This window comes from Diaphorobacter sp. HDW4B (assembly GCF_011305535.1).
GTDB lineage: Bacteria > Pseudomonadota > Gammaproteobacteria > Burkholderiales > Burkholderiaceae_C > Diaphorobacter_A.
Genome location: NZ_CP049905.1, coordinates 2,000,987 through 2,012,975, shown reverse-complemented (window position 1 = coordinate 2,012,975; position 11,989 = coordinate 2,000,987). Strand labels below are relative to the sequence as shown.

The window sequence follows — 11,989 nt, the reverse complement described above, 5'->3', positions numbered from 1 at the left end:
TCAAACATGTCGCACGATGCTTGTCGGCATGTGGTCTGCAACGCTTTTGCAGTTGTTCCTTGTTCTTCAAGACGCCGCTTTTATGAGCCCCTCCATCCAGCTTCTGTGTTCGTTGAATGGCACTGTCGATGAGCTGCCGCCGTTCTTCGAGCGCATGGAAGCATGGGGTGAGGAGCACGACGTTCCGCCTGCGCTGATCGCATCGTTCGGCCTGATGCTCGACGAGCTGCTGACCAACGTGGCCATGCATGCGTATCAGGGAAAGGGCGGTCCGGTGGCCGTGCAGATCGACTTCATCGCACCCGCGCATCTGCGTGCCCTGCTGCGTGATGAAGGCCCCGCCTACGATCCGACCGCCGCCGCCGAGGTGGACGTGAACGCGCCCATCGAGGAGCGGGAGATCGGTGGTCTGGGCGTGCATTTCGTCAGAAACCTTGCGGATCAGTTTGCGTACCGCCGGGACGGTCATGTGAATGAGGTGCTGGTCAGTCGAACTCTTCCGGCCAAGGCCTGATCGCAGGGGGAATCCAGATGCAAATCATCCGGGTTTATCATTGGCATTCACGTCCCCGACGGTCGAGCTGCAGCACAGAAGAAAAATCGTGAGTAACCGCAGCCGCCCGATCGTTCCATTTCCGCACCAACTTTCTTTTCATTCACTTCCCCGACACCTCCCATGCAGCCTTTGTCCACCGATGAATTGATTTCCGAATTGGGCAAGCTCATCGGAATCCCAGCCTTGCGCGCTGATTCGCAGGGCTGCTGTCACCTGGTGTTCGATGGCAGCTTGGCGGTGGTGATTCGCCATGTGCCCGCGCAGTCGCGCTGGCTGCTGAGCTGCGCGCTGGAAAAGCAGACGCTCGATTCCGAGGGCCTGCGATTGCTGCTTCGCGGCAACTGGCTGGGCGCAGGTTTCGGCGGCGGTTGGGTGGGACTCGATGAGCAGGATCGCGCGGTGCTGCATCTGCCGGTGCCGTTTGCCGATGCGAGCGCTTCGGTGCTGCTGCAGGCCACCGAGATGCTGCTCGACCATGCCGAGCGCTGGGACAAGCGGCTCAAGGAAAGTCCGCAGGCAGGTCAGCGAGCGCCCGCTCCCATGGCGATGTGGGCACAGCGGATCTGAGCCGCGCGCTGCGCTGGCTTCAGTTGCTGATCACGACCGGCCCGTCGGGCAGCTCGTTGGCATGTCTTTCGCTGCCGCCTTCAGCCGCCGGGTATTGCTCCACCAGCGCCATGGTCACAGCGGCAATCGCTTCGGTCAGGCCGTCTTCGTAGTGGCCTTCGCGGAACTGCTCGCGCATGCGGGCGACCATCTCGTGCCAGACCTTGGGATCGACATGGCGCGCGATGCCGCGGTCGGCGAGGATTTCGATGGTGTGCTCGGCCACCAGCAGGTAGATGAGCACGCCGTTGTTGTGTTCGGTGTCCCACACGCGCAGTTTGCCGAACTGCGTGACTGCGCGCTCACGGGCACTGGCCGAGCGCCAGATGTAGGACAGTGGCAGACCACCTTCCACACAGATGCGGATTTGGCCGGTGTGGCGTTTCTCGCTGGCCGCCACGCGTTCGGCCAGACGCTGCTGCACATCGGCGGGCAGCACGCGGCGCAGTGAGCCTTCTGCCATGCGGTTGCGCACCAGTCGCGCGAGCCGGGCAAAAAGTCCTGTCGAATGCCGGGAGTGCTGTTCCATCGTTGAAGTGCCTTGCTGCGTTGTCCTGTTTGCGGGATGCTGGGATGCGTGTTCGGGTGGAGTGTTCATCACCAGTCGCCGGACGCACCGCCGCCGCCGAAGTCGCCACCGCCGCCGGAACTGAAACCACCTCCGCCGCCGCTGAATCCGCCGCCCCCTCCACCAAAGCCGCCGCCACCACCGCCGAATCCGCCGGGGAAGCCGCCGCCATGCACGATGGGACCGCCTCCGCCCTTGCCTGCAAACAGCACGGTGTAGAGCAGCGCGAGAATGCCAGCGCCCGCAGCAAGACCGATGCTGGTCGTGATGATGAAGGCCACGAAACCGACGCCGCCACCCATCAGCAGACCGCCGAGGGGCCGCCCGAAGATGCCGCGCGCGATGGGGCCTGCGACCATCACGGCGAAGAACAGGAAGATCGCCATGTCTTCCCACGCAAAGCCAGAATTCTGGTTGCTGCTGCGTTGCCCTTGCGCGCTCGGTGCTTTGGGCAGCGGCAGGGCTTCGCCCGCGATGCGCGAGCCGATCTGGTCGATGGCGGCCTGCAAGCCTCCGGCGTAGTCGTTCTGCTTGAACTTGGGCGCCATCGCTCCGTCGATGATGCGGGCGGCAGCCAAGTCGGGCACCGCGCCTTCGAGCGTCTTGGAGACCTCGATGCGCATGCGCCGGTCGTTCTTGGCCACGAGAATGATCAGGCCATCGCCCACATCCTTGCGGCCGATCTTCCACGCATTGCCGATGCGGTTGGCGTACGAGGCGATGTCCTCGGGCGCGGTGGTCGGCACCATGAGCACGACCACCTGCGAGCCATGCTTTTGCTCGATGCCTGCGAGCTGCGATTCAAGCGAGGCTTTGGCGGATGCGTCCAGTGTGCTGGTCTGGTCGATCACATGCGAGGTGAGCGCGGGCACGGGCAGCAACTGCTGCGCATGTGCACCGCCAAGACCGAACCACAACAGACAGGCTGAGAGCCAGGCCCGCAGCAAATTCGCAGGAAACGACGACAACATCCGCATCGGAATCAGCAGCACGGCTTTTCTATCAGTCAATCAACGCTCAGGGCTTGCTGGCGGCAGGAGCCGAGAAATCGACCGTTGGTGGCTTGCTGATTTCAGCTTCGTTCTGCACGCTGAAGTTGGGCTTGGGCTTGTAGCCCATGACCATGGCGGTCAGGTTGTTGGGGAAGCTGCGGGCCAGCACGTTGTAGTCCTGAACGGTCTGGATGTAGCGGTTGCGCGCCACAGTGATGCGGTTTTCCGTGCCTTCCAGCGTCACGCGCAGGTCGCGGAATGCCTGGTTGGCCTTCAGGTCAGGATAGCGCTCGGACACCACCATCAGGCGCGAGAGGGCGCTGGAGAGCTCGCCTTGTGCCTGCTGGAACTTGTTGAACGCTTCGGGGTTGTTCACCAGATCGGGCGTGGCCTGGATGGACGTGGCCTTGGAGCGGGCCTCGATCACCTTGGTCAGCGTTTCCTGCTCGAAGTTGGCCTCGCCCTTCACCGATGCCACGATGTTGGGCACGAGGTCTGCGCGGCGCTGGTATTGGTTGAGCACCTCGCTCCATGCGGCCTTGCTTTGCTCGTCGAGTTGCTGGAACTGGTTGTAGCCGCAGCCGGTCAATGCCAGAGCGGTGGCCACTGTCGCGATGAATCCAAGGAGGCGTTTGATGGTCATGGGCGTATGAGGTAGAAAGAGGGATGGATCGGAAAACCTGTGCGCCGGCGCATGCAGGCATGGCCGCCGATCACGCGTTCACCATGGGCGTGTTGGGTCATGTGAGAGGCGCAGTGTCACACATTTTGCATAAATTATGCTTCCCGCCTTGTAGGTCCTCAGGCTGCACAGGTGGGTGCATTACAGAATTTAACCTTGTCTGATGGTGAAACCATGAAACGAGCAACAACGCGCGCGGCCCTGCTGGCAGGCAGTCCCGATGAGGTGGAGGCCGCGTTCTACGAGGCGCTGCAGGCCGCCGATCTGGAGCGCCTGATGGCCTGCTGGGCCGATGACGATGATGTCTTCTGCGTGCATCCCGGCGGCGGCGCGCGCGTGCTCGGCATTCAGTCGATCCGAGAGATGTTTGCCGGCATGCTGGAGCGCGGCGGCCTGAACGTGAAGCCCGGCGAGGTCGTGCGCATGGATTCCCACGGCAGCGCCGTGCACAATGTGGTCGAACATGTGGTGGTGACCCTGCCCGATGGCCCGCGCGAGGCGCTGGTCTACGCTACCAATGTGTACATGAAGCTGCCGCAGGGCTGGCGCATCGTCGCGCATCACGCGAGCGCGGCGGCCCCCGGCGAACGCGGCGCGCCACCACCGCGCGCGCATGTGCTGCATTGATCGAAACACGCGAAAAAAGATCCCGTGACGGGCCAGGAGGAGTCGTTGATTTGCAGATGAAGTACACAGCCCCCTGGTGGCTGCCCGGCGGAAATGCACAGACCATCTGGTCGGCGATGTGCGCGCGCAGCACATCGTCATCGCAGGCTGCTGCCGTGTGGCGACGCGAGCGCTGGAACACGCCCGATGGCCAGGATTTTGTCGACGTGGATTTCCTGCAGCGCGGCGCAAATGCCGATGCTTCGCCCGCTCCCTTGCTGGTGCTGTTCCACGGCTTGGAGGGCTCGTCCGGCAGCCATTACGCCAAGGCCTTCGCCGACGTGGCCGCAGCACGCGGCTGGAATTTTGCGGTGCCGCATTTTCGTGGCTGCAGCGGTGAGATCAATCTGGCCCCGCGCGCCTATCACTCGGGCGATTTCGAGGAAGTGGACTGGCTGCTGGAGCGCTTTGCTGCGCTGCAGGGCGGTGCCAACACCGTCGTGCGCCCACCGCTCTATGCCGTGGGCGTTTCGCTGGGTGGAAACGCCTTGATGCGCTGGGCAGGCGAGCTCGGCTCGAACGCAGCGCGCGTGGTCGATGGTGTGGCGGCTATCTGCTCGCCGCTGGACCTGGCCGCAAGCGGCGCGGCCATCGATCAGGGCTTCAACCGGCAGATCTACGCGCGCATGTTTCTGCGCTCGATGGTCCCCAAGGCGCTCACAAAACTCGCGCAATATCCGGATTTGTTCGACGCCGAACGCCTGCGCGGCGTGCGCGATCTGCATGGTTTTGATGACGTCTTCACAGCCCCGCTGCACGGCTTTCGCGATGCCGACGACTACTGGCGCAAGGCATCGGCCAAACCGCTGCTCACGCAGGTGCGCATTCCCGCTCTCGTGATCAACGCCCGCAACGACCCCTTCGTGCCCGCCGCCAGCCTGCCCAAGGCGCAGGACGCGAGCAAACATGTGCTGCTCTGGCAACCACAAGAGGGCGGCCATGTCGGCTTCACCCAAGGCGGCTGGCCCGGCCATGTGCGCTCGGTGCCCGAACAGGTCACAGGCTGGCTGGCCGAGCACTGATGACGCGGTGAGGAAGTGCCCGAGGCAGGGCACAATCGCCGAATGGATGAAATCGTCAAACAGGCAATGGCCAAGTGGCCCAATGTGCCCGCCTGCCACGGCTGGCTGGCCCTGGACGCGCGCGGCAACTGGTATCTGCGCGACGCCGAGGTGCAGGCCGCAGGCCCTTTCCCCGAGTCACGCGGCAACCGCATCGAGCACGAAAAACTGATCGAATTCATCGGCCGCAACTACCTCGAAGACGATGACGGTCGCTGGTTTTTCCAGAACGGCCCGCAGCGCGTGTTCGTCGATCTGGAAAACACGCCTTGGGTGTGGCGGCTCAGGTTCGACTCGGCCACGGGGGAGTTGCATGTTCACACGCACACCGGCTTGCCGCAGCGGATTGCTGCGCTGCGCGAGGCGTTGATGGATGAGGAAGGGCGGCTGTATCTTGTGCTTCCCGCCGGGGTGGGGGTGGTGCATCCGCAGGATATGGTGGATGCTGCTTCTGCCATGGACTTTGGGTTGCTTTCTTCCTCGCCTGAGGAGGTGGTTTGGGGTTCTTTGCCTGAGAGGTTTGGGTTTGTTCGGGTGACTGCTGCTCTTGGCTGAGGGTGGCTGGCCGGGTCTCGCCCCGGCGGGCGAGTAACTTTTTGCTTGCGCCAAAAAGTCACCAAAAATCGCTTTTTCAATACCCACGATAGAACTCGCTGCGCGACTGCGTCGCTCCGCTCGGGCAACTATCGTGAGTCAGACCAAAAACTGGGGAGGGCGCTGCTGCATTCTGCGATACAGCAGCGGTGGCGCAAGTCTCGCGACGGAATGATCTTGGTTGTCGCGCGCGTCGAGTCGAGTCTCACATCAAATTCGTCACAGCGCTTATGCATAGGCATCTCGCGCGGTCGCGAGATGCAGCACGAGCAACGCGAAGTGCCGTAACGCACCTCTTATGAAAAATCTGACTCACGATAGTTGCCCGAACGGAGCGCCTTTGGCGCGCAGTGAGTTCTATCGTGTGCCCCCGAATTCAAGCGCGCTTTTGGTGACTTTTCGCGCGCCAGCGAAAAGTTACTCGCCCGCCGGGGCGAGACCCGGCACCCGCACTAAAACAAACAACAAAGCCCAAAAAGAAAAACCGGCCCAAAAAGCCAGTTCTCCTTCAACAAAGCGCCATTCCCAAAAGAGGGAAAAGATTACTTCGCGTGATCCACCATGTACTGCACAGCAGCCCGAATTTCATCGTCCGAAGCCGTGGACCCACCCTTCGGAGGCATGGCGCCCTTGCCCGAAATGGCCACCTTCACCATAGCGTCGATACCTGTCGCGACAAACGGAGCCCAGGCGTTCTTGTCACCAAACTTCGGCGCACCCGCCACACCGGCGGCGTGGCAGACAAAGCAGGTCTTGTCATACAGCGCCTTGCCAGCGTCGGCACTCACAGCCGCCGCCGCCGGGGCAGCGGCGGGAGCTGGTGCGGCGGCGGCAGCAACTGGAGCAGGAGCGGGTTCGGCCGCAGGGGCTGGTGCCGGAGCAGCTGCTGCGGCTGCAGGAGCAGCGCCATCAGCCGCTGGCTTCTCTGGAATAGGGAACTTGCCGCCAGCTGCGTTGGCCATGTAAGCCACGCCGCGAGCGATTTCGAGGTCGTTGAAGTCGCCGCCGCCTTGCGGAGCCATGGCGCCCTTGCCCTTGAGCGAGGATTGCACCAGTGCTTCGAAGCCCTGCTTCAGGCGGGGCGCCCAGGCTGCTGCATCTTCGAACTTGGGAGCGCCCGCAGCGCCGGTGCCGTGGCAGGCCGCGCATTGGACTTTGTAGACTTCGTCGCCATTGCGCAACGGACGGTTGGCGTCGCGGATTTCCACGCTGCCGACTTTTTGAATGCGCTCGGCCAGCGCCTTTTCGGGGTTGCCATTACCGGCTGCCGGTTTGTCCTGGGATGTGACAAAGTAGACGAGGCCAATGATGATGAACACAGGAATCACAAATGACGCGATGACCGTCACCAGAAATTGTTTTGGATTCTTGATTGGGCCGGTGTGCGCTTCTTCGTGGGTGTCGCTCATGGGGTCCTCAGTCTCAGCGTTTATCGAACTAAAGTTATCCAACGATTATATAGACGGGACTTTCAAAGGCGACCGGGCGAAGTTCCGGGTTGACGTTGGGCGCAGAATTGGCTTGCGTTGAGTCAATTTCACAACAACTAAATACAAACGAAAAGGGCGCCGAAGCGCCCTTGATCAATAGAAGACTGAGTATTCAGATGAATTACTGAATAGTCTTGTCGGCTTCTTTGCCCTTGGCGCTCGCTGATTTCTCGGCGGCAGCGCGGTCGTCCTCGGGGCTCCAGCCGCCGCCCAGCACCTTGTACAGGTTGACCTGGTTCTGCAGCATGGCCAGACGCACCTGCACCACGGCCTGCTCGGCGCTGAACAGGGTGCGCTGGGCGTCCAGCAGGTCCAGATAGCTGGACACGCCGTTGCGGTAGCGCAGGTCGGACAGCTTGAACTGGGCGCTCACGGCGTCGACCTGGGCTTGCTGCGCTGTCAGTTGATCGACCAGCGTGCGGCGGCTGACCAGCGAATCCGAGACTTCGCGGAAGGCGGTCTGGATCGACTTTTCATACTGCGCCGCAGCAATCTTCTTGCTGACTTCGGCCACTTCGAGGTTGGCTTGGTTGCGGCCGGCGTTGAAGATCGGCAGATACAACGACGGTGCGATGCTGAAGAACTTCGAGCCCGACTGGAACAGGTCCGAGATTTCGTTGTTGGCGAAACCTGCGGAGGCGGTCAGCGAGATGTTCGGGAAGAACAGCGCACGGGCCGCGCCGATGTTGGCGTTGGCGGCTTCCATCTGCAGCTCGGCGGAGCGGATGTCCGGGCGGCGCAGCAGCAGGTCGGATGGCAGGCCTGCGGGCACGTCGGTGAGTGCGGGCAGGTCGTTCAGCTTCTTGCCCTTGAGGCTGGTGAACAGCTCCTGCGGCACCTGACCGCCGACCAGCAGCGTGAGCGCGTTGATGTCCAGATCGCGCTGGCGCGTCTGGGCAGCGAGCGTGGCGCGTGCGGTTTCGGTCAGCGTCTGGGCCTGGCGGTAGTCCAGCTCGGAGGCCGCACCCGCGTCCAGACGCAGCTTGGCCAGCTTGATGGATTCTTCGCGTGTCCGCAGCGTACTGCGCGAGATTTCGAGCAGTTCCTCGTCGGCCTGCAGGGACAGCCAAGAGTTCGCCACGGCGGCGATCAGGCTGATCTGCGTGGCTTTGCGACCTTCTTCCGTAGCCAGATAGGTGGCGAGGGCTTGGTCCTTGAGGCTGCGGATGCGGCCCCAGAAGTCGATTTCCCAGCTGGCGGTGCCGAGGCCCACGGAGTAGCTGTTGGCGTACTGACCCGTCAGTTGGCTCTTGCCACGCGAGGCGTTGGCACTCACACCCACTTCGGGGTAGAGCGCCGAGCCCTGGATGTCATAGGCCGCGCGTGCCTTGTCGATGTTGAGCACCGCGACACGCAGGTCGCGGTTGTTCTCCAGCGCCAGACCGATGATCTGCTGCAGACGGGCATCGGTGTAGAAGCTCTTCCACGGAATGTCGGCGGCCGGGGTGTTGGTCGCGGCCGTGGCGATCGGGTATTGATCGACCACGGGCAAGTCGGTCTTGCCCATCTGCGGAATGAACGAGCAGCCCGTCGCCATCAGGGCGACGGCCAGCAGGGTGGGAACGAGCTTTCTGTTGTTACTCATGATGTGTGGAACCTCCCGGGGCAGCAATGGCGTTGCCGTTATTTTGCGCTGGCAGATTCTGCGATTCCTTCTTGCCGAAGAGCTTGAACACGACGACGAAGAACACGGGCACCAGGAACACGGCCAGCGGCGTGCCGATCACCATGCCCCAGAACACGCCGGTACCGATTTCACGCTGGCTGGCCGCGCTCGCGCCAGAGGCGATATAGAGCGGCACCACGCCCAGAATGAAGGCCAGCGAGGTCATCAGAATCGGGCGGAAACGCAGATGGGCAGCTTCGAGCGCCGCGTCGAGCGCGCTCATGCCTTCCGCGTGCAGGTCCTTGGCGAATTCCACGATCAGAATCGCGTTCTTCGCCGACAGACCAATCACCGTGATCAGCGCCACCTGGAAGTAGATGTCGTTGGGCATTCCGCGCAGCAGCATGCCCAGCAGCGCGCCGAACACGCCCAGCGGCACCACCAGCATCACGGATAGCGGGATCGACCAGCTTTCGTACAGCGCAGCCAGGCACAGGAACACGGCCAGAATCGAGAACGCGTACAGGTACATGGCCGAGGAGCCCGCCTTGCGTTCGTCCAGCGACTGACCGGTCCATTCGAAGCCGAAGCCTTCCGGCAGATCGGCCGCGAGCTTCTGCATCTCGGTCATGGCCTGACCGCTGGTGTAGGGCTTCTTGGCGTTGCCGGTGATGCTCATCGATGGATAGCCGTTGTAGCGGGTCACCTGCATCGGGCCGGAGATCCACTTGGCGGTCACCATGGTCGAGAGTTCGACCAGCTTGCCGGCGGCGTTGGGCACCGTCAGGCGCAGCACGTCTTCCGGTTGCATGCGGCGACCGGCGTCGGCCTGAATGGTCACGCGCTGCATGTAGCCGTTGTTCGGGAAGTCGGTCGAGTTGCTGGAGCCCAGCGCCGTTGCCAGCGTGGTGGCCAGATCGCCCATGCTCACGCGCTGTGCTGCCACGGCGTCGCGGTTGATCTTGACTTCCCACTGCGGGGCATCGTCCACGCCGTCAAAGCGCACACCGTCGAGGAAGGGGCTCTGGTTGGCCTTGGCGATCAGTTGGTTGCGGGCGGCGACCAGCGCTGCGTGGCCCTTGCTGCCGCGGTCCTGCAGGCGGAAGGTGAAGCCGTCGCTGTTGCCCAGTTCAGGGATCGAAGGCGGCACCAGCGTGTAGATGAAGCCGTCACGGATCTTCATCATCGCGCCCATGGTCTTGCCAGCGAACGAGTTCGCATCCTGACCTGGCGCGGTACGTGCGGACCAGTCCTTGAGCGTGGTGAACGCCAGGCCCATGTTCTGACCCTGACCGGAGAAGCTGAAGCCCAGAATCGACACGATGTGGTCGGTTTCTGGCTGCGACAGCACGAAGTCTTCGAGCTCGCCCATGGTCTTGCTCGTGCGCTCCTGTGTCGCGCCCGGTGGCAGTTGCACCAGCGAGATCACGTAGCCCTGGTCTTCCACGGGCAGGAACGAGGTCGGCATGCGCATGAACATGAACACCATGCCGGCAACCACCAGCAGGAACACGATCAGCGACTGGAACGAGCGCTTGACCACGCCGCCCACAGCACGTTGGTACTGCTTGGCGCCCTTGTCGAAGTTGCGGTTGAACCAGTTGTAGAACGGACCCAGCAGGCCGGTCTTCTTGTCATGGGCATGGCCCTTGGCAATCGGCTTGAGCATGGTCGCGCACAGGGCGGGAGTCAGCGTCAGCGCGAAGAAGCCGGAGAAGAAGATCGAGATCGCCATCACCAGCGAGAACTGGCGGTAGATGTTGCCGGTCGCGCCGCTGAACAGCGCCAACGGAATGAACACGGTCACCAGAATCACGGTGATGCCGACCACGGCGCCCTGGATCTGGCCCATGGCCTTGAGCGTGGCTTCCTTGGGCGGAATGCCTTCTTCGGACATGATCCGTTCGACGTTTTCCACCACCACGATGGCATCGTCCACCACGATACCGATCACCAGCACCATGGCGAACATCGCCAGAATGTTGATGGTCAGGCCCGCGAGCAGCATCACGGCGAATGTGCCCAGCAATGCAATAGGCACCACGATGGTCGGGATCAGCGTGTAGCGGATGTTCTGCAGGAAGATCAGCATCACGATGAACACCAGCACGATGGCTTCGAGCAGCGTGTGGACTACCTTTTCGATGGAGATCTTCACGAACTTGGACGTGTCGTAAGGAGCCGACCACTTCACGCCTGCGGGCAGGTAGGGAGCGATCGATTCCATCTTGGCGTTCACCAGCTTGGCGGTCGCCATGGCGTTCGCGGTCGAGGTGAGCTGCACGGCCATGGCCACGGCAGGCTTGCCGTCCAGACGCGAATTGAAGGCGTAGGTTTCCACGCCCAGTTCGACGCGCGCCACGTCCTTGATGCGAACAGTGGAACCGTCAGAGTTCGAGCGCAGCACCACTTCGCCGAATTGCTCGGGCGTGGTCAACTGACCGGGCACCACGATGGTGGCGCTCATGGTCGTGCCGGGGATCGAGGGCGCATCGCCCAGCGCACCGCCGGAGATCTGCTGGTTCTGTGCGGCAATCGCAGCATTCACCGACGCGATCGACAGGCCGTAGCCTTGCAGTTTGGCTGGATCGATCCAGACGCGCATCGCGCGACCGGCCGCAAACAGCTGGGCCTTGCCTACACCGTCGAGACGCTGGACTTCAGGCAGCACGTTGCGGTTCACGTAGTCGGCAATGTCATCGCGCGATGTGGCACCGTCCGTGGACTGGAACGCCAGAATCATCAGGAAGTTGCTCATCGCCTGTTCGACGCGCACGCCCAGCGCCTGCACCACGGAGGGCAGACGCGGCGTGGCACGGGCCAGACGGTTCTGCACGTCCACCTGCGCGAGGTTCGGGTCGGTGCCCGGCTGGAACGTGATGGTCAGCGTGCCCTGGCCACCGGCGGGGGCCTTGGTCTCCATGTACATGAGACCGGTCGCGCCGTTCATTTCACGCTCGATGAGCTGCAGCACGGAGTCGGTCATCGTCTCCGAAGTCGCGCCCGGATAGGTCGCCGTCACCGAGATGGTGGGCGGCGCGACCGACGGGAACTGTGCCACCGGCAATTGTGTGATCGACACAATACCGAACAGCACCACAAAAATGGCAATCACCCATGCAAAGATGGGTCTGTGGATAAAGAACTTCGACATGTGAGGTCGTTTCT

Annotated in this window: 11 protein-coding genes; 5 read left to right on the top strand and 6 right to left on the bottom strand. The window is 62.6% G+C overall.

What is annotated here, in order from left to right:
* Positions 1-82 precede the first annotated feature (82 nt).
* Both G7048_RS09285 and G7048_RS09280 read left to right on the top strand, forming a co-directional pair.
* Positions 83-514 (top strand): ATP-binding protein, encoded by a 432-nt coding sequence (locus G7048_RS09285; RefSeq protein WP_166067858.1) that lies wholly within the window; start codon positions 83-85, stop codon positions 512-514.
* 162 nt (positions 515-676) lie between these two features.
* Positions 677-1,123, top strand: coding sequence for a type III secretion system chaperone (locus G7048_RS09280; protein WP_166067857.1), 447 nt, complete (start codon positions 677-679; stop codon positions 1,121-1,123).
* A gap of 19 nt (positions 1,124-1,142) precedes the next feature.
* Here G7048_RS09280 and G7048_RS09275 read toward each other — a convergent pair whose 3' ends face one another.
* From G7048_RS09275 to G7048_RS09265, 3 genes are all read right to left on the bottom strand, one after another.
* On the bottom strand, positions 1,143-1,691 hold the full coding sequence (locus G7048_RS09275) for a TPM domain-containing protein (protein WP_166067856.1): 549 nt from the start codon (positions 1,689-1,691) through the stop codon (positions 1,143-1,145).
* Positions 1,692-1,759: 68 nt separating this feature from the next.
* On the bottom strand, positions 1,760-2,701 hold the full coding sequence (locus G7048_RS09270; RefSeq protein ID WP_166070890.1) for a YgcG family protein: 942 nt from the start codon (positions 2,699-2,701) through the stop codon (positions 1,760-1,762).
* Positions 2,702-2,747: 46 nt separating this feature from the next.
* Entirely contained in the window at positions 2,748-3,359 is a 612-nt protein-coding gene (locus tag G7048_RS09265; protein WP_166070889.1) for a LemA family protein, read from the bottom strand.
* A gap of 219 nt (positions 3,360-3,578) precedes the next feature.
* On the opposite strand from G7048_RS09265, the gene G7048_RS09260 reads away from it, so the two are divergent.
* From G7048_RS09260 to G7048_RS09250, 3 genes are read left to right on the top strand one after another with little or no spacing between them, the layout of a single operon-like run.
* Positions 3,579-4,031 carry a nuclear transport factor 2 family protein gene (locus tag G7048_RS09260; RefSeq protein WP_166067855.1) on the top strand — a complete coding sequence of 151 codons (453 nt, stop codon included), beginning with the start codon at positions 3,579-3,581 and terminating at the stop codon, positions 4,029-4,031.
* Positions 4,032-4,087: 56 nt separating this feature from the next.
* Entirely contained in the window at positions 4,088-5,092 is a 1,005-nt protein-coding gene (locus G7048_RS09255; RefSeq protein WP_166067854.1) for a YheT family hydrolase, read from the top strand.
* Between the two features lie 42 nt (positions 5,093-5,134).
* Positions 5,135-5,686 (top strand): DUF2946 family protein, encoded by a 552-nt coding sequence (locus tag G7048_RS09250; RefSeq protein ID WP_166067853.1) that lies wholly within the window; start codon positions 5,135-5,137, stop codon positions 5,684-5,686.
* 581 nt (positions 5,687-6,267) lie between these two features.
* Here the strand turns inward: G7048_RS09250 and G7048_RS09245 are convergent.
* From G7048_RS09245 to G7048_RS09235, 3 genes are all read right to left on the bottom strand, one after another.
* On the bottom strand, positions 6,268-7,134 hold the full coding sequence (locus G7048_RS09245; protein ID WP_166067852.1) for a cytochrome c5 family protein: 867 nt from the start codon (positions 7,132-7,134) through the stop codon (positions 6,268-6,270).
* Positions 7,135-7,336: 202 nt separating this feature from the next.
* The gene (locus G7048_RS09240) at positions 7,337-8,800 is read right to left on the bottom strand and encodes an efflux transporter outer membrane subunit (RefSeq protein ID WP_166067851.1); all 1,464 of its coding nucleotides are present in this window, start codon (positions 8,798-8,800) and stop codon (positions 7,337-7,339) included.
* A complete protein-coding gene (locus tag G7048_RS09235) occupies positions 8,793-11,975 on the bottom strand; it encodes an efflux RND transporter permease subunit (RefSeq protein ID WP_166067850.1) in 3,183 nt (1,060 codons plus the stop codon). The genes G7048_RS09240 and G7048_RS09235 overlap by 8 nt, the downstream gene beginning before the upstream one ends.
* Positions 11,976-11,989 lie beyond the last annotated feature (14 nt).